We start from the raw sequence: 17,979 nt of genomic DNA on the forward strand, positions 1-17,979 counted from the left end.
TCAGGCGGCCTGTTCCTCGGCACGCTCGACCATGGTCTCGGCCATCTGCCGCCAGTTGGGCAGCTGGTCCAGCACGCCCAGCGACTTCAGGTAGCCCTCGTCCACCGGCTCGTTGCTGGCCAGCGCGCCCGCCACGTGCACGGCGCCCGGCACCCAGAAGCTGCGCAGGCTGGAACGCTGCGGCTGGCGGTGGAACGCCACCGCCTCGACGATCGGCATCGGCAGGCCCCACAGGCCCAGCAGGTAGGCGCCCGCCTCGGTGTGGCCGGGACGGTCGTCGTCCTCGGCGGCCGGCGTGTCGCGCTCGTCGCGCACGCCGGGCAGCAGCAGGCCGATGTCGGCCAGCAGCGCGGCGGTGGCGCCGAGTTCGGAGCTGGTGCGCGGCAGGATCTTCGCCGCCAGGCGCGAGGCCAGCAGCGCGCGGTGCTGCAAGGCGGCACGGTCGACGCCGGAGGTGGTCTTCATCGAGAACACCTCGCTGGCCAGCACCAGGTCGCGCAGCGTCCCCAGGCCCAGCCGCGTCACCGCGGCCCGCAGGTCGGTGACCGAACGGCCATTGGAGAAGTAGGCCGAGTTGCACAGCTGCAGCACCTTGGCGGCGATGGCCGGATCGCCGGAGACCAGCTTGGCGATATCGTTGGCCGTGCCCTCGTCCTCTTCCAGCGCACGCGTCAGCGCGAAGTAGAGGTGCGGCGGCGACGGCAGGTGCTCGACGCGGCCGATCGCACGGCGCAGGCGCGGGCTGTCCAGCAGGTCGCGCAGTTCTTCCAGACTGTGGATCGACTCCAGCACCGTCTCCGACGTCAGCGGCAACGGCAGGAATCGGTGCGCCACGCCGATCAGCTTGATCGGGGCGGCCAGGCTGTCGGCGCTGCCTTCCAGCAGCGCGATGCGGATGGTTTCCGGACGCAGCGTACGGATCTGTCCCAGCAGCGTGGCCGGCGGCAGGTCGGACAGCGCCGGCCCCACCATCACCACGTCGACCGGGCCGTTGGAGACCGCGAACATGGCCGACTTGCCATCGGCCACCGACTCGACGGTCCACTCGTCGCCCATGTCGCCGATGTAGTCGGCCAGATCGTCAGGCAGGCAGGCGGTGTCGCCAACGTACAGAATGCGCAAGGCACGTCCCCTTTGTTTTTCTTGCAAGTTCAATGCATGCCCTCCGCTGGGGGAGGCACGGACCAATGGAATCTAGCAAGGGTGTCGGCAGCACCGGGGCATTCTTGAGACGCGATGCGGGGAATGCGCAGCGCTTCACACTCCACTGTCGGTGGAACCCCGACATATGGGGTTTCAGAAGCGCAACAACGCCAGCAGCTGCGGTCCGCGGTTGTTGAGGTTCAGGTTCCCGTCGAAGCGGGTGCGTTCGAAATCCAGGTCGACATCGTTGTAGTTGTAGCGCAGCGAGAACCCGACGTGCTGCCACGGGAAGTACTCCAGCCGCACCTGGACGTCGCGCGCATCGCCGGTGACGTTGCCACCGGTCTTCTTCGTGTAGGCCAGCGAAGCGCCCCAACGCCAGTGGGCCGACAGCGCATGCGCATACTCGGCGCGCAGCATCGGTGCCCACTCGTCCTCGGACAGCGTGTTGGCGTAGGCGACCGGTGCGCCCGCCACCACCGCCGTCGCATCGAGATCGATGTCGACGTCGTAGCGCATCGCGCCCAGGCCCATGCCGAACGCACGTTGGCCATCGTGGTGGAAGAACCAGGTGTAGGACACGCCCGTGATCTTCAGGTCCAGGGTGCCGGCCAGGTCCGCATCCACCGGATAGGCGTTGTCGCCGATCTGCAGCGTGCGGTCCAGCAGGCGCGTCGTGTCATCGTCGTAGTCGTAGCCGAAGGCATCGACCTTGTGCCGCCGCTCCTCGCCCAGACTGCCGCCGATGTTCCAGACCAGGGCGTCCTGACGGTCGACGAAGCCGAGGTCGCGCTGGAAATTGACGTGCGTGCCCATCGCGCCATCGCTGGCATCCCAGCGCGTGTCGAGATCATGGTCGGCCCAGTAGCGCCCTGCCCCGACGTAGAAGCGGTCGACGGGTGGCAACGTGTCCTGCGCGACAGCAGTAAACGACGTGGCTGCGAGCAGCAGGCAGAGGACGACGGGACGAGGCATGGGACGGCTCCTGTGGCAGGGCGGACAGGCAGTGCGTCTTGGTGGGGTTCCGACACGGCCAGCATCCGCCCGCCGCCCGCACGAGGTCAAGGCGGGGCGCAGGTAAACACGCTTCCATCCGGTCGCGCCTCGTCCGGCGCGGACAGATGCAGCAGCAGGTGCGCCAGCGTCACCACGTCCTGGAAGTTGTGCTGCAGCACGCGCCGCAGCAGGCCCGCATCGCCGCCGCGCAGGTACTGCAACCACGCACCGGGCGCTTCCGACCCCGGCAGGTCGTCCTCGCGCACGATGCCGAGCGCGCGGCGTTCGATGGTCGCCAGCCGGCAGTTCTCCCACACGCCGCGGTAGCGCCGGCGCGTCGGGAACAACAGATCGAGGTGCTCGATGCCGGCCAACGGCGTGCCCTGCCGCGCCAACCGGTAGCGCGCGGCCAGCAGCGGCGCGTCGTAGCAGCGGCCGTTGTAGCTGACCAGCCGCGTGTCCTCCGCCAGCCAACGCGAGAATTCGCGCAGCATCGCCGGCTCGGCCGACAGGTGCGTGATCAGCAACTGGCGCACGCGCAATCCATCGGGCACGAAGTCCGACGCGCCTACCATGAAGGCGCGCGTGCCGGTGCCGCCGGACAGGCCGGTGGTCTCGGTATCGAAGAACAGCATGTTCCCCGTCGGCAAATCACCCGTCCGCGCGAACGTGCCGTCGACCTGCGATGACACCGCGTCAAACGGCAACACCTGTTCCAGCGACAGCAGACCGGGCGCGATCTCGTCGCCCGGCAATGCGCGATCGCACGGACGCGCGACGACCGGCGCGCGCGCGCGCTCGCGGATACCGAGCATGCGGCGCAGCGCGGGCAACGGATCGTGCGCCACGGGCAGCGCGGCCGATGGCGACGCCGGCACGGCATGGCCCGCCTGCTTCCGCAGCCGCTGCAGTTTCTCCAGGCTGACGCTCATGCCGCGTCCAGCAGGTGCAGCACACGTGCGGCCAGCGCGCGCGGCGTGGTCTCGGCGTCCTCGTCGTTCGCCAGCACCGGACCCACGCAGGCAGGACAGCCGCCCCGGCAGTCGCACGATGACACCAGCTGCACCGCCCGTTGCACCAGTTCGCGCTGGCGCCCCCACAACGGTTCGCTCAGGCCGATGCCACCTGGGTAGTTGTCGTACAGATAGGCCGTCGGGATGAAGCGCTCGCCCGACACCGGCGACAGCACCTGGCTCTCCGTGCCGCGCAACTGGCCCCGCCCCTGCGTGTCCGGCAGCGCGAACCACGCACCATCACCATCGCCGACGGCCTTCTGCAGGTCGCGGCCCTCGGCCATCACCGCGACGGTAGCCGCGACATGCAGCGCGTACGCGGCGCCCAGGAAACCGTCCAGGGCCTCCTGCCGCGATTCGAACGCGGATTCCAGCAGCGTGGGCGGCAGCTGCCACCACAGGCTGGTGGTGTGCATCTCCTGGTCGGGCAGGTTCACCGGGCCGTAGCCGATGTTCTCGTGCGTGTAGTAGCGGATCTTCTTGTAGCCGGCCACGCGCCGCACCACATGCACTTCGCCATGGTGGCAGGTGCCCTGCCCGGCGATGCAGCCATCGAAGCGCTCCAGCACCTTCAGCTTGGTGTAGTCGATCGCGTCGGTGTAGTAATCCACGTGCGTGCGGGTGACGTAGGCCTTGCGGCCCTCCCAGTCCAGCCGCTCCACCTGGTACGGCGTGGACTGGATCATGTGGATCGCGCCTTCGTACAGCGTCAGCGGTGCGGCGCTGAAATCGACCTCCGCGATGATCGCCTGGCGTCCGTCGGTGCGATCCACGACGACGAAGTTGCCGTCGGCCACCGAGCGCAGGCTGACCGCATTGGCCGGATAGCTGTCGGCGATCCACTCGTAGCGGTCGCCTTCGCGATGGACCACGCTGTCCTCGTCGAGCAGCTGCAGGAACGGCGACGGATCGATCGGCCCGAACGGCTCGCCGGCCAGGAACGGCAGCTCGAAGGCGGCGCAGCGCACGTGGTCGAGCAGGATCATCGGCTGGTCGGGCGCAATGCGCGCATGTTCCGGCGGGCTGTCGGCGAAAAACTCCGGATGCCGCACCACGTACTGGTCCAGCGGCTGCGAACTCGCCACCAGGATGCCCAGCGAGGCCTGCTGGCGTCGCCCTGCCCGGCCGAAGCGCTGCCATGTCGCCGCGATGGAGCCCGGGTAGCCATTCAGCACCACCGCATCCAGGCTGCCGATGTCCACGCCCAGCTCCAGCGCCGACGTGGAGATAATTCCGTCCACACGGCCGTCGCGCATCGCACGCTCCGCTTCGCGGCGTTCGGTCGGCAGATAGCCGCCCCGGTACGCGCGGATGCGCGCCGGCAACCGCGGATCGCTGTCGAACACGTCCTTCAGGTACTTGGTCAGCACCTCGACCATCGTGCGCGACTGCGCGAACACCAGCGTCTTCAATCCCGCCTTGATCGCCAGCCGCGCGATGCGGTTGCTCTGCGAGCGCGCCGACGCGCGCAGGCCCAGGTCGGGATTGACCACCGGGGGATTCCATAGCAGCACGTGCTTTTCGCCGCTGGGCGCACCGGACTCGGTGATCGCATGCACCGGCAGTTCCAGCAGCGCTTCCGCATGCGCCTGCGGATTGCCGATGGTCGCCGAGCAGACGATGAACTGCGGCGTGGCGCCGTAGAACGCGCACACGCGCCGCAGCCGGCGCAGCACATTCGCCACGTGGCTGCCGAACACGCCCCGGTACGTATGCACTTCGTCGATCACCACGTAGCGCAGGTTCTCGAAGAACTGCGCCCACTTGGTGTGGTGCGGCAGGATGGCCTGGTGCAGCATGTCCGGATTGCTGACCACGATGTCGCCATGCAGGCGGATCGCCTGGCGCGCGTCGCCCGGCGTGTCGCCGTCGAAGGTGAAGGCCTTCAGGCCCAGGTCGCCGGCCTTGCTCAGGTCGAGCAGTTCCGCCACCTGGTCCTGCGCCAGCGCCTTGGTCGGGAACAGGTAGAGCGCCTTGCCGCGCTTGGACAGTGCCGACGCGACCACCGGCAGCGTGTAGCACAGCGACTTGCCCGAGGCGGTCGGGGTGACGACGGCGAGATGATCGCCGGCCTGCGCCTGCCGCCACGCCTCGGCCTGGTGCGAATACAGGCGTTCGATGCCGCGCTGGCGCAACGCAGCCGCCAATGCGAGCGGCAGGTCGTCGGGCAGCATCTCGTAGCGTCCTTCGCGTGCGGGAATGACGAATTGCCCGGTCACCCGATCGTGGTACTTGCCGGCAAGGCGCTCGGCCAGCGCACTGCCATCGGCCGTGGTCGCGGGCAGCAGGGAGGCCTCGTCGGCATGGCGACGGATCAGGGCGGTCTGGGCGGGCATGGCGGTCCTCGGAAGCAGGCCGCCATCTGACGCGCGGTGCGTCTCAGTGGCTGAGACTGACTGCCCGCTGATCGCCCGCCCGCGACCTCAGCTTTGTGACAGGACAGCAAAGGGATTTCTCACCTGTCGATAACGTCCCGCGCGATACCACGGCATTACCCCCACGGAGGCCCCATGGACCGACAGCTCTATCGCGACCAGCTCGACACGCTCCGGCAGATGCCGCCCCGCGCACCGGCCGTGACCCAGGATGCCTTCGCTGCCTTCACGGTGCACGACTACGGACGCCGGCGTCGCCTGCATCCGGACGTCGCCTGGGAGGACGCCTGCCGCGCGTATGCATTCGCGGCCGCATCGCATGCCGACCACGCCGGGGACCTGGATCTCGGTACGGAACTCGAACTGGAAGACCACTGGGAGCGTCTGCGTGGCGATGCGGGTCCCGAATGGCCGGTGGCCCGCACCCTGCTGCGCGAGACCTGGCGCTGGCTCGACGAGCACGGCGCGGTACAACCCCGCATGCATTGAAGGTCATCGCTCGCGAACGACGAACGGCTGGCCGCTCGCATCGTGCCCCTGCGTGTCCATGAAGGCAGGGGCAACGATAACGACAAGCGCCGGCAAGGCGGGAACCTCGCGCCTTCTTCGGGAGGCGTGGCACGTCACCACAGGCATCGCGGCCCGACGACGGCCGCCGCCCGCAGGCACATGCGCGTCGTGTGCCCGCTGATGGTGGTCCCTCCGCAGGTTTCCCTCTCCGCCAGGCGCTGTGCCATGGAGGGGAATCCATGTCCCGTCAGCCCGATCCGTCCGCCCATGCCTGGAACGACGTGGCGATGCCCTGCGCAGTCGTCGACATCCAGACCGAACTGCATTTCTGGGAAAAGACCTATGCACGCCAGGCCTTCCATCGCCCTGGTCTGGCGTTCCGCCATTACGTGCCCACGCTGAAGTTCGCCTACGACATCTACCTGCTCTCCCGCCGCCGTCCGTTGCAGGAACTACTGCCCGCCCTGCCCACGCGCTATGAAGCCGCGTTGTCGCGCGGCACGCGCCTGGACTGGTCACTGGCATCGATGGTGATCGCACGCGTGTGGGAGCGGCTCAACGCACCGCTGGAGCAGGACCCTCCGCTGTTCGCCCCTCTGGTCGCCACGGGGATGGACGAACGCACCGTGATCGCCGAGGCGATGCAACGCCGCGCAGGCAATGGCTTCACGCGCTGAAGGCAAAGGTGAACAAAAAGGCCGGCGCACGGTTAAATGCAGGTTAAAACGCCCTTTATTTCACTTAAGCATCACCGCGCCGATCAAAAACTCACCCCGTCACCACACACCGACACGGGGGAGTCACCATGGGCAGTCTGCACAACCGCAACGCGCACGCCACCGCGCAGATCGTCGATATCGATGCCGAACTGGCGTACTGGAAAACCCGCCTCAACGAGGACACGTTCCAGGTCGTCGGCGCCACGGTGGGCGACCTGGAGCAATGCCTGAAGATCGGCTACGACGCCTACCTGCTGCACCACCGGCAGGAGTTCGACGAGATCGCCCCCTCGCTGCGCGACCGCTTGCAGCGCCACTGCCCGGACACGCCGATCGGCTGGTACCGCGCGCAGCCGATCATGCGTGCCGTGTGGCAGCGGCTGAAGCCGCAGCCCGTGATGGGCCGCGCCTGAGGCGGCATCCAGCGACGCCTGATACCCGCGTTCGGGGTCAGGCGCGCAATCCGAGCGCGTGCTCGATCGCACCGAACAGCGACGTCACCTGCACCGGCTTGACCACGGTCGCCGCGCTGTCATGGCGGTCGGCTGGCGTGCCCGGCTCGCGCAGACGGATCACCGGCCCGTCGAATCCCGCCTCCTGCAACACCGCCAGCACGTCCGCCGCCGACAGCATCAGGATGTCGTCGTCGATGATCGCCAGCGCCGGCAGGCCGTTGCGGGCGATCTGCTGCAGCGCGATCGCACCGTCAGGCGCCATCACCGGATCGTAGCCCTGCGCGGCCAGTGCGTTGCCGAGCAGCGACAGGCGCGTCGCATCGCCATCGACCAGCAGGATCTTGCGGCCTTCGCCATCCAGATACGACGCGTCCTCCGCGCCCGCCCACTCGTCGGTACGCGGCGCCGGCAGGTGCAGTTCGAAGGTGGTGCCCTGCCCCGCGACGCTGCGCACCTCGATGCGTCCCTGCACCGAATCGATGATGCGCTTGCACGACATCAGGCCCAGTCCGGTACCGCTGGCCTTGGTGGTGAAGAACGGGGTGAACAGCTGCTGCCGCGTCGCCTCGTCCATGCCGCTGCCCTCGTCGGTGACGCGCAGCACGACGAACTCCTTGCCGTCCGGTGTGACGGTCGGTGCGGCCGACAGCGTCAGCTGGCCACCGCGCTCGGCCATCGCCTGGATGCCGTTGAGGCAGAGGTTGATCAGGCACTGCTGGAACTCGGTGTAATTGCCCTCGATCAACAGGTCTTCCGGCGGCTGCTCCACCGTCAGTCGGACCTGACGGGACAGGCTGCCCTGCAGCAGCAGCTGCACCGCGCTGAAGAGCGCCGCCACGCTGATCGTCTCGCTGGCCTTGCGCGAACCGCGCACGAACGAGAGCATCGAGTCGGCCATCTCGTGGCCGCGCTTGCCGCTCTCCGAGATCACCGCGCCCAGGCGCAGGATCTTCGGGTCCTCGCTGTAGGTCGACAGCAGGTCGGGCACGATCAGCAACGGCTGCAGGATGTTGCGCAGGTCGTGGCTCAGGCCCGCCGCCAGCATCGCCAGGCAGTCCAGCCGCTGCGAGCGCATCAGTTCACGCTCGGCGTGTTCGCGCTCGCGCTCGGTACGCGCTTCGCGGATCGCCCGCGCCACCGCCGACGGAAGCCGCGCGGGCGAGTGCTTCAGCACGTAGTCGCTGGCGCCTTCCTGCAAGGCCTTCACCGCGGTTTCCTCGCCGATGGTGCCGGAGAAGAATACGAACGGCAGGCGCGCATCATGCCCCCGCAGGATCTCGAGCGCCTGGTAGCCGGAGAACCCCGGCAGGTCCATGTCCGACAACACCAGATCGAATGTCTCGCCCGCCAGCGCCGCCCGCATGTCGTCCGCGCCGTCCACGCGCACGAACTCGGCGTCGAGCCCGGCCTCCAGCAGTTGCTCGATCAACAGTTCGGCGTCGAGCTCGGAATCCTCGACGAGCAGGATGTGGACGCGGCCCAGCGGGGTACCGGAATGTGGCACGGATCAGCCCTTGGCCGGGGTTTCGTTGATCACGGCCCAGAACGTGCCCAGCGTCTTCACCGCCTGGAAGAACTGGTCGATGTCGACGGGCTTGACCACGTAGGCGTTCACGCCCAGGTCCCAGCTGCGCGCCAGGTCGCTTTCCTCGCGCGAGGACGACAGGATCACCACCGGCAGATGGCGGAGCTTGTCGTCGCCGCGGATGTGCTTCAGCACTTCCAGGCCGTCCATGCGCGGCATCTTGATGTCCAGCAGCAGCACCGACGGCATGCCTTCGGGGCGATCGGCGTGCGCGCCGCGGCGGAACAGGTAATCCAGTGCTTCGACGCCATCCTCGACATGCACGATGGGGTTGGCCAGGTTGGCCTCGCGCAGCGCGTCGATCGCCATTTCGGCGTCGGCCAGGCTGTCCTCGGCCAGCAGGATGGTGCGGATGTCGCTCATGCGTCTCTCTCTCGGGAAAGCGGAGCATCGAGCGCCGCGGGAAGGGTGAAGAAGAAGGTCGCGCCCTGGTCGGGCACCGCCTCGGCCCAGATGCGGCCGCCATGGCGACCCAGCACGCGGCGCACGCTCGCCAGGCCGATGCCGGTGCCGGCGAACTCGCTGGCCTTGTGCAGGCGCTGGAAGACGCCGAACAGCTTACCCGCATACGCCATGTCGAAGCCGGCACCGTTGTCGCGCACGCTGAACAGATGACTGCCGTCGGCCTGCAACCGGTGCTCGACCTCGATGACCGAGCGCTCGCGCTGGCTGCTGTACTTCAGCGCATTACCCAACAGGTTGCTCCACACCTGCCGCATCATATTCTCGTCGGCCAGCACGATGGGCATCGGCGAGACGCGCCACTCGACGCGGTCGGCGCGACCGTCGTTGGCCTCGTTGGCGTCCAGCATCGCGCGGGCCTCGGCCACCAGCGACTGCATGTCCACCGCCTGCAGGCGCAGCGCGCTGCGGCCCAGGCGCGAGTAGACCAGTAGATCGTCGATCAGCTGCGACATGCGGCGCGCGGAGTCGCCGATCACGCCGATGTAATGGCGGCTCTTGTCGTCCATGCCCTCGCCCAGGTGGCGGCCGAGCTTGTCCGAGAAACCGGCCACGTGCCGCAGCGGCGCACGCAGGTCGTGCGAGACCGAATAGCTGAAGGCTTCCAGTTCGCGGTTCACTTCCGAGACCTGCTCCACCTTGCCCTCCAACTGGCGGTTCAGCGCGGCGATCTCCTGCTGCGCGGTCTTCTGCAGCGAGATGTCGCTGACCGTCACCAGCACGGCGTGGTCGTCGTTGTCGGGAAGCGGCATGCGGCGCGCATTGAGCAGCACCGTGCGGCGCAGGCCGTCGGCGGTCTCCTGCTGCAGTTCGTAGTCCCACAGTTCGCGACCGCGCGCCAGCACGTCATCCAGCCGCTGGCGCATCACCTTGTCCTGCCACGCCTCGCCCAACTCGTCGAGGCTGACGGCCGTCTTGCCCTTCTCGACGCCATACAGCTCGCCGAAGGCGGCGTTGTGCATCTGGATGTGCTGTTCGCCATCTAGCAGCACGATGGGCTCGCGCACCGTGTCCAGCACCACCAGTGCGCGCTGGCTCGCCCGTAGCGTGCCTTTCTCCGCTGTAAGCCGGCGCGCCACCTGGCGACCCAACGACATCAGCACCAGAGACAGCAGCAGCAACTGCGCGCCCAGCGCGATCATCCGGATCCATTCCATGCGCTGCCGTTGCTCGGTGGCATCGCCACTGCGTTCGGCCAGCAGGGCCTGCTCGTCGACCAGGATGTCGTTCAGCAGGCCGCGGATGGGGAACCGCGTAGCCAGCGGCGAGACCACACTGCCCCGATACGCTTCGGGCGCCTCGATCAATTGATCGACCACGTCGATGCGGGCATCGACGAGTTCGCGCAGCCTGCCGACGCGCACCAGCTGCTCGGGATTGTCCGCGGTCAACCGGGCCAGCGTGTCGAACCGCTCCGGCAACGCGCGGCGCCCGTTCACCAGGCGATCGCGCGCCAGCGGATGGTCCGCGCCCAGTGCGATCAACATGGCCGAACTTTCGATCTCGCGGACATCCAGCGCCAGCGCCAGGACGGCGGCTTCCACCTGGTGCGTGTGCACGACGACGTCGATGGCTTCCTGGCTGGAGCGCGACAGGCGCTGGAGCAGAATCACCGGGCCGACCACGATCAGCAGGACCACCAGCCCCAGCAGGGGCAGTCGCCATCGTCCCCAGGTCTGCCGGGTGCTGTCGTCGTTCATGATCCCCTGGTATTCACTGCGTCGCAGGGGTGCCCTGCCGACATCGCAAGGATGCTAGCGCAGGGTTGTCACATTTGGAATCACATCTGGGTCGTTCAGGAAACGTCCGCAACATGAACGCGGTCGCGCCCTTCGCGCTTGGCGTCGTACAGCGCCACATCGGCACGCCGCATCTGGTCACCCAGCGACTCGCCCGGTCGATGGTGGGCAACGCCGGCAGAGAGCGTCGTCGCCACCTCGCCCTGCGCCTTGCCGAATTCACGGCGCAGACGTTCGGCGAACGCCTCTGCCTCCAGCGCGTCGTTCCCTTCCAGCAGCACGGCGAACTCCTCACCACCGATACGCGCCGCGCAACCGGTCGCACCGACGCGGGCACGCATGATGCCGCCCAGTCGCTGCAGCACTGCGTCGCCGCCATCGTGGCCGTGGTCGTCGTTGATGCGCTTGAAGAAATCGATGTCCAGCACCACCACCGCCACCGGATTGCCGGCGGCAACGGCCCGCGCATGCGCGGCGACCGCATGGTCGCCCCAGCCATTACGGTTCAGCAGTCCGGTCAGTTCATCCGTGTGCGCCTGCCGCACCAGCCGGCGGCGCATCTGCCACGCGGATACCGCGAAGTCCGTGCGATACCCCGCCAGCACCAGGCCGAAGCCGATCGTCGTCAGGGTGTACAGCCAGTACAGCGCAGTGCCCGTGCCCGGCGCGCCGTACAGCGCGATGCGCAGCTGTGCCATCACCACGATCAGCAATGCCAGCGCCAACAGCGACACTGGACGCACCATCAGCGCCATCAACGCCAGCGGCAGCAACTGGAACAGGCCGGTGCGCAGCGCCAGTTGGCCGGTGGCTCCCGGTAGCGGCATGCTCATGAAGATGCCGGCCAGCAGCGTGCCCGCCAGCACCAGCATCAGCCGGTGCTGCCACTGCACCAGCCGCGCAACGCCTGCGGCGCAGCCCGCGACACCGACCGACGCCAGCAACTGCACCCACACCGGATAGCCGATCGACGGCGTCACTTCCGCCAGTTCGAAGAGCGCGATGATGGCCAGCAGCACCGCGCCGCACAGCAGCACGCCGCTGACGATCGGGCGTGTCGCGCGCAGCTGCGCGACCGCAAGGTCTTCGCGTTCGGCGGCATCCAGCGCCCGGGTCGACCGGCGCGACAACAGCGTTCGCAGGCTATGGCGCAAGCCGGGGGCGACGATCGGTGCGTGGACGGTCTGGGCGCGCATGCGCGATTCCTGGACGGGACCTTTCCCGCGATGCAACCTGCGTGCCACGCCACCGTCCGTGGCGCCGTCCCGTATGCGGCGGGCGCGCCTCAGGCGCCCCCCCTGCCACCCGCATGCCCGCCTCCGTAAGCCGCTGACGCGCTGCGTCGCTGTTGGACAGGACGGACGCGCGGGCGGCCGGTGTCATCCGCCGAACGCGGCCCGCATGCGTGCTTCGTCCGGCTGCTCGATCACACCCTTCTCAGTGACGATGGCGTCGATGAGCGAGGCCGGGGTGACGTCGAACACCGGGTTCCAGGCCGCCACGCCGTCGGCGACGATCCGCGTGCCGCCGATGCCGAGCAGTTCCGCCGGGTCGCGCTCCTCGATGTGGATGGCCTCGCCGTTCGGCGTGGCCATGTCCACCGTCGACGACGGCGCCACCACCATGAACTTCGCACCGTGGTGGCGCGCAGCGATGGCCAGCTGGTAGGTGCCGATCTTGTTGGCGGTATCGCCGTTGGCGCAGATGCGGTCTGCACCCACGACCACCCACTGCACGGCCCCGGTCTTCATCAGGTGCGAGGCGGCGGAGTCGGCGATCAGCGTGGCGGGAATGCCGTCCTGCTGCAGTTCCCACGCGGTCAGCCGCGCGCCCTGCTGCCACGGTCGCGTCTCGCCGGCGTACACCTTGCCGATGCGCCCCTGCGCCACGCCGGCGCGGATCACGCCCAGCGCGGTGCCGAAGCCGGCGGTCGCCAGCGAACCCGTATTGCAGTGGGTCAGCACACCGCTGCCCTCGCCGATCAGCGCCGCGCCGAGCTCGCCCATGTGGCGGTTCGCCGCCAGGTCTTCCTCGGCGATCGCCAGCGCTTCCAGTTCCAGCACGCCGCGCCAGTCGCTGCCGGCGGTGCGCAGCGCGGCCCGCATGCGCGCCAGCGCCCAGGCCAGGTTGACCGCCGTGGGGCGTGCGTCATTGAGGCGCTGCAAGGCCGGTTCGAGCTTTTCGAGCGCCTCGGTCGGCGTCGCCGCCAGCACCTCGCGCGAAGCCAGCACCACGCCCCAGGCGGCAGCGATGCCGATGGCAGGCGCGCCGCGCACGGCCAGGTCGCGGATGGCCGTCGCGACCTCGTCGCTGGTCGTGCAGGCCAGGTACTCCACGACGAACGGGAGCTTGCGCTGATCCAGCAGTTCCAGGGCGGTGCCGGTCCAGCGGATCGGACGGATGCGGTCGTAACGGGCGTAGTCGATGGCGTCGTTCATGCCCGCATTGTAACGGCCCGCCGTGGGCGGGCCGTTCCCCTCGTGGAACTCACCAGCTGCGGAACTCGGCCCGGCATCCCGACGTCACCCACACGCCCCGGTTGTCGCGCCCCCAGGTGCGGCCCTCGATGCAGGCGCTGCTCGACAGCTGGCGGACCAGCTCCACCCGGCGCCCGTCGACGCCGCAGGTGCGCGTGCGGCCGTTGTCGGACTCGCAGCGGAAGGTGCGTCCGTAATTGCCGCCATTGTTGCCCCAGTTGCCGCCGTTGCCACGTCCGTACACCTCGAACTCGGCACGGCAGCCCTGCGTCACCCACAAGCCGTTGCGGTCCTGGCCCCAGGTCTGGCCCTCGACGCAGCGCGAGCTCGACAGCTGGCGCACCAGCCTGACGTCGGCGCGCGACGGGATCGCGCAGGTCCGCGTACGGCCATTGTCCGATTCGCAGCGGATGCGCTGGCCATTGCCCGACCAGCCACCGCCATTGCCCCAACCGCCGCCGCGACGGCTGGTGAACTCGGCGCGGCAACCGCGATCGACCCACACCCCGTTGCGACCCTGCCCCCAGTTGCGACCTTCCTCGCAGCGCGTGCTCGACAGCTGGCGCGTCAGCTGCACGCCGCCGCGGGTATCCATCGGGCATTCGCGGTAACGATTGCTCGGTGACTCGCAGCGGACCGTCTGCCCGTTGCCGCCGTAGCGATCGTCGTACTGCGGCGCGGCCTTGGCCGCAGCGGTGCCGAGCAGTGCGGCGGTTCCCAGCATCAGCGAAGCGATCAGGTGGCGTTCCATGGCAGCGTCCTCGTCGGTGTTGATTCGCAATCTACGCAGCGAAAATGAACGCGGCCTCACGAAACCGTTTGCAGTCCGCTCGACCCGCACGCAATGTTTGGCTGGCTTTCAGCCGCGCGCGAAGTCGAACGCCACTACATCGGCGATGCGCGGCGTATCCAGCATCGCCATCAGCAGCCGGTCCACGCCCAGCGCCACGCCGGCGCAGGCCGGCATGCCGTTCGCCAGTGCGTCCAGCAAGGCGGCATCGATCGGCGGTGCGATGTCGCCACGCGCCTGCCGCATCGCGACATCGCGCTCGAACCGCGCCCGCTGCTCTACCGCATCGGTCAGCTCGTGATAGCCGTTGGCCAGTTCCAGCGCGCCCAGGTAAAGCTCGAAGCGCTCCGCGACCGGCATGCCATCGCGCTCCACCACGCGCGCCAGCGCCGACTGCGTGGCCGGATAGTCGTGGACCACGAAGATCTCGTCGCGCCCGAACGTGGGCTGCAGCGCATGCGTCATCAACAGGTCCAGCCAGTCGTCGCGCGTCAGGCCCTCGCCGTCGATGGCGATGCCGGCCGCGGCGTTGCGCACCACGTCCAGGTCGGCCGTCATCGGATCGAAGCCGAGGCGCTGCCGATAGAGCTCGCGGAAGCTGATCCGCGACACCGTGGCCTCCCGCCCGATCATCGAGAGCGCCGCCTGCACCAGCGCCACCGTCTCCTCGATCAGCGGCTCCAGCGTCCAGCCGACCCGGTACCACTCGAGCATCGTGAACTCCGGGTTGTGCCGCCCCCCCGCCTCGCCATCGCGGAATACCCGGCCCAGTTCGAAGCAATCGCCCACGCCCGCTGCGAGCAGGCGCTTCAGCGGAAACTCCGGCGAGGTGCGCAGCCAGCGTGTACGCGGCGCGCCATCAGTGCGACCCGAGAAGTCGAGCGAGAACGAGGCGATGTTCGGATCGGTATTGCCCGCCCGCGACATGATCGGCGTCTCGACCTCCAACACGTCCCGCGCGAAGAAGAACTCGCGTACCAGACGGTTCACCCAGGCACGAAGGCGCAGCGCATCACGCGAACCGGAGGGTGCCCAGGCGAGACCGGCGACACCGTCCGTCCATGTCGGTCCCGGTCGCCAGCGACTCACGCGCCACTCCCATGCTTCGCCAGAAACGCGAGCAATTGCGCTTCATCCCAGATCTCGATGCCCAGTTCCTGCGCCTTGGCGAGCTTGGAGCCGGCGGCTTCACCGGCGACCACGATGTGCGTCTTCTTCGACACGCTGCCGGACACCTTGGCGCCGAGAGCTTCGAGCTTTTCGCCGGCTTCATCGCGACTCATCGCGGCCAGGCCGCCGGTGAGCACGACGGTCTTGCCGTCGAGCGGGCCGGCGGCGACGGCGACGTCTTCCGGCGTGATGGCCAGCAGTTCATCCAGCGCCGCACCGCTGCGCGACAGCAACTTGGCGTTGGTTTCATCCTCCAGCCACGCGGCGAACGCATTCGCCGATTCGCTCGGCAGGCCGGCGGTGACGAAGTTGTGCGCAGGGGCGTCCAGCAGCGCGTCGACCGACGGGAACGCCGATGCGAGTTGCTCCGCGCGGATGCGGGTGACCTTGGGAATCTCCAGGTCGACCAGCACCGTCGCGAGATCCAGCTCCGCGCGCAGCTTGCCGGAAGGCGGATGCGTATCGCCGATCACCACGCCGCGCGCCAGCAGGTCGTCGATGGCCTGCTGGTTGCCGGGCTGGTCGAAGAAATGGCCGAGCGAGCGCGCGACTTCGCCGCCGATGTCGGGTACGCGCTTGAACAGCGGCCACGGCAAGTGACGGATGCGCTGCAGGTCGCCGTACCACAGTGCCAGCGCCTTGGCCGTGCTCTCGCCGACGTGCTGGATGCCGAGCGCGAACAGGAAGCGCTCGAGCGTGGTAGCGCGGCTGCGGTCGATGGCCTCGATCAGGTTGTCCGCCCACTTGGTCGCGACCTTGCCGGCCTTCACCGTTTCGGGCGTGGTGCCGTCGCGCTCGTCCACGCGACGCTTCATCTCCAGCAGGTCGTCCAGCGTCAGCTTGTAGAGATCGGCGATGGACGTCAGGTAACCCAGATCGGACAGGTCCTCGATATAGCGGTCGCCCAGGCCTTCGATGTCCATCGCACGGCGCGAGGCGAAGTGCCGCAGCGATTCCTTGCGCTGCGCCGGGCAGCTCAGTTCGCCCGAGCAGCGCCACACCGCCTCGCCTTCCTCGCGCACGATCTCGGCGCCGCACACCGGGCAGTGCGTCGGCATCTGCCACGGCACGGTGCCGTCGGGGCGACGTTCGAGGATCACGCCCGCCACTTCCGGGATGACGTCGCCGGCGCGGCGCACGATCACGCTGTCGCCGACGCGCACGTCGAGCCGTGCGATCTGGTCGGCGTTGTGCAGGGTGGCGTTGGTGACGATGACGCCGGCCACATGCACCGGCGTCAGCCGCGCGACCGGGGTGGCGGCACCGGTGCGGCCGATCTGGATCTCGATGGCCTCGACGGTGGTCGCCTGCTCCTGCGCCGGGAACTTGTGTGCGATCGCCCAGCGCGGCGCACGCGAGACGAAGCCCATCTCGCGCTGCCCTTCGCCGTCGTCCAGCTTGTAGACCACGCCGTCGATGTCGAACGGCAGCCCGTCGCGGGCTTCGCCGATGCGGTGGTAATACGCCAGCAACCCGTCGGCGCCTTCCACCACGTCGCTGAGGCTGCTGACCGGGAAACCCCACGCACGCAGCTGCGCCAGCGTGGCCGAGTGCGAATCCGGCAGTTCGCCGCCTTCCACCAGGCCGGTGCCGTAGGCGAAGAACGCCAGCGGCCGCTGCGCGGTGATGCGCGGGTCGAGCTGGCGCAGCGAACCGGCGGCGCCGTTGCGCGGGTTGGCCAGCACCTTGCCGCCATGCAGGCGGGCCTGTTCGTTGTACTTCTCGAAATCCGCGCGCGGCATGTAGACCTCGCCGCGCACTTCCAGCACCGCCGGCCAGTCCTTGCCACGCAGCTTCAGCGGGATGGCTTTGACGGTCCTGAGGTTGAGGGTGACGTCCTCGCCGGTGGCGCCGTCGCCACGGGTGGCGCCCTGCACGAAAGCACCGTCCTCGTAGCGCAGGCTGATCGCAAGGCCGTCGAGCTTGGGCTCGGCGGAGAAGCGGAGCGCGGGCCGCTTAAGTTTGTCGGCGATACGGCGGACGAAGTCGTGCACCTCCTCGTCGCTGAAGGCATTGCCCAGCGACAGCATCGGGATGGCGTGGCGGACCTCGGCGAACTTGCCGGCCGGCGCGCTGCCCACGCGCTGGGTGGGCGAATCGGCGGTGACCAGCTCGGGATGCGCGGCTTCCAGTTCATCCAGCGCGCGCAGCAGGCGGTCGTACTCGGCGTCCGGAATGCTGGGTTCGTCCAGCACGTGGTAGCGGTAGTTGGCGTCCTCCAACTGGCGGCGGAGGTCGGCGATGCGGGCGGCGGGCGTGGGTGTCATGGGGGAATTCTAAGGCCGACGACTGTGACAGGGCGTGCAACACCGGGGCATCGAGGGCCGGCCCTGCCCGCGGTCCGAGGGCAGATGGAGCCCGGAATGCCAACGATCGGGTCCGGAGTGTGATGTCCCGGGCTCGGAAAGCCATCGATGGGTCTCTGAGAGCCATCGATGGCTTTCCGGGAGCGATGGCATGGCATTCCGAGAGCCATCGATGGCTCTCGGAAAGCGATCGATGGCATCTGGAATCCCATCGATGGGTTTCGGAAAGCGATCGATGG

15 protein-coding genes are annotated in these 17,979 nt (G+C 68.6%); 3 read left to right on the forward strand and 12 right to left on the reverse strand.

All coding sequences use genetic code 11. The annotated features are described in order from the left end of the window. From ACSQ1W_RS09990 to ACSQ1W_RS10005, 4 genes are all read right to left on the reverse strand, one after another. Window positions 1-1,122: an HDOD domain-containing protein gene (locus ACSQ1W_RS09990; RefSeq protein WP_436043196.1), complete on the reverse strand. Its 1,122-nt coding sequence runs from the start codon at window positions 1,120-1,122 to the stop codon at window positions 1-3. Window positions 1,123-1,296: 174 nt separating this feature from the next. Further along, window positions 1,297-2,118, reverse strand: coding sequence for a hypothetical protein (locus ACSQ1W_RS09995; RefSeq protein ID WP_436043198.1), 822 nt, complete (start codon window positions 2,116-2,118; stop codon window positions 1,297-1,299). A gap of 86 nt (window positions 2,119-2,204) precedes the next feature. Next, on the reverse strand, window positions 2,205-3,071 hold the full coding sequence (locus ACSQ1W_RS10000; protein WP_436043200.1) for a ribonuclease H-like domain-containing protein: 867 nt from the start codon (window positions 3,069-3,071) through the stop codon (window positions 2,205-2,207). Then, window positions 3,068-5,488 carry a DEAD/DEAH box helicase gene (locus tag ACSQ1W_RS10005; RefSeq protein WP_436043202.1) on the reverse strand — a complete coding sequence of 807 codons (2,421 nt, stop codon included), beginning with the start codon at window positions 5,486-5,488 and terminating at the stop codon, window positions 3,068-3,070. Before ACSQ1W_RS10005 ends, ACSQ1W_RS10000 begins: the two co-directional genes overlap by 4 nt. 174 nt (window positions 5,489-5,662) lie before the next feature. Between ACSQ1W_RS10005 and ACSQ1W_RS10010 the strand changes: the two genes are divergently transcribed. From ACSQ1W_RS10010 to ACSQ1W_RS10020, 3 genes are all read left to right on the forward strand, one after another. After that, a complete protein-coding gene (locus ACSQ1W_RS10010) occupies window positions 5,663-6,016 on the forward strand; it encodes a hypothetical protein (RefSeq protein WP_436043204.1) in 354 nt (117 codons plus the stop codon). Between the two features lie 260 nt (window positions 6,017-6,276). Further along, window positions 6,277-6,714, forward strand: coding sequence for a hypothetical protein (locus tag ACSQ1W_RS10015; RefSeq protein ID WP_436043206.1), 438 nt, complete (start codon window positions 6,277-6,279; stop codon window positions 6,712-6,714). 128 nt (window positions 6,715-6,842) lie between these two features. Continuing rightward, window positions 6,843-7,169, forward strand: a complete 327-nt coding sequence (locus ACSQ1W_RS10020; protein WP_192267688.1) for a hypothetical protein — start codon at window positions 6,843-6,845, stop codon at window positions 7,167-7,169. A 37-nt stretch (window positions 7,170-7,206) separates the two neighbouring features. On the opposite strand, the gene ACSQ1W_RS10025 is transcribed toward ACSQ1W_RS10020, so the two are convergent. The 8 genes from ACSQ1W_RS10025 to ligA form a co-directional block, all read right to left on the reverse strand. Then, window positions 7,207-8,715, reverse strand: coding sequence for an ATP-binding protein (locus ACSQ1W_RS10025; RefSeq protein ID WP_436043208.1), 1,509 nt, complete (start codon window positions 8,713-8,715; stop codon window positions 7,207-7,209). A 3-nt stretch (window positions 8,716-8,718) separates the two neighbouring features. Then, window positions 8,719-9,159, reverse strand: coding sequence for a response regulator (locus ACSQ1W_RS10030; RefSeq protein WP_436043210.1), 441 nt, complete (start codon window positions 9,157-9,159; stop codon window positions 8,719-8,721). After that, on the reverse strand, window positions 9,156-10,958 hold the full coding sequence (locus ACSQ1W_RS10035) for a sensor histidine kinase (protein ID WP_192267683.1): 1,803 nt from the start codon (window positions 10,956-10,958) through the stop codon (window positions 9,156-9,158). Before ACSQ1W_RS10035 ends, ACSQ1W_RS10030 begins: the two co-directional genes overlap by 4 nt. Window positions 10,959-11,053: 95 nt before the next feature. Continuing rightward, a complete protein-coding gene (locus tag ACSQ1W_RS10040; RefSeq protein WP_436043213.1) occupies window positions 11,054-12,193 on the reverse strand; it encodes a diguanylate cyclase in 1,140 nt (379 codons plus the stop codon). 183 nt (window positions 12,194-12,376) lie between these two features. Beyond that, a complete protein-coding gene (gene mtnA, locus ACSQ1W_RS10045) occupies window positions 12,377-13,435 on the reverse strand; it encodes an S-methyl-5-thioribose-1-phosphate isomerase (RefSeq protein ID WP_436043214.1) in 1,059 nt (352 codons plus the stop codon). Window positions 13,436-13,484: 49 nt separating this feature from the next. Then, window positions 13,485-14,225, reverse strand: a complete 741-nt coding sequence (locus tag ACSQ1W_RS10050) for a DUF3011 domain-containing protein (protein WP_192267677.1) — start codon at window positions 14,223-14,225, stop codon at window positions 13,485-13,487. 108 nt (window positions 14,226-14,333) lie between these two features. Further along, entirely contained in the window at window positions 14,334-15,353 is a 1,020-nt protein-coding gene (gene epmA / locus ACSQ1W_RS10055) for an EF-P lysine aminoacylase EpmA (RefSeq protein WP_436043216.1), read from the reverse strand. Continuing rightward, the gene (gene ligA, locus ACSQ1W_RS10060; protein WP_436043218.1) at window positions 15,350-17,701 is read right to left on the reverse strand and encodes an NAD-dependent DNA ligase LigA; all 2,352 of its coding nucleotides are present in this window, start codon (window positions 17,699-17,701) and stop codon (window positions 15,350-15,352) included. The genes epmA and ligA overlap by 4 nt, the downstream gene beginning before the upstream one ends. Window positions 17,702-17,979: the final 278 nt, after the last annotated feature.

Source organism: Pseudoxanthomonas sp. LjRoot143, from assembly GCF_964252945.1.
In the GTDB taxonomy this organism is placed as follows: domain Bacteria; phylum Pseudomonadota; class Gammaproteobacteria; order Xanthomonadales; family Xanthomonadaceae; genus Pseudoxanthomonas_A.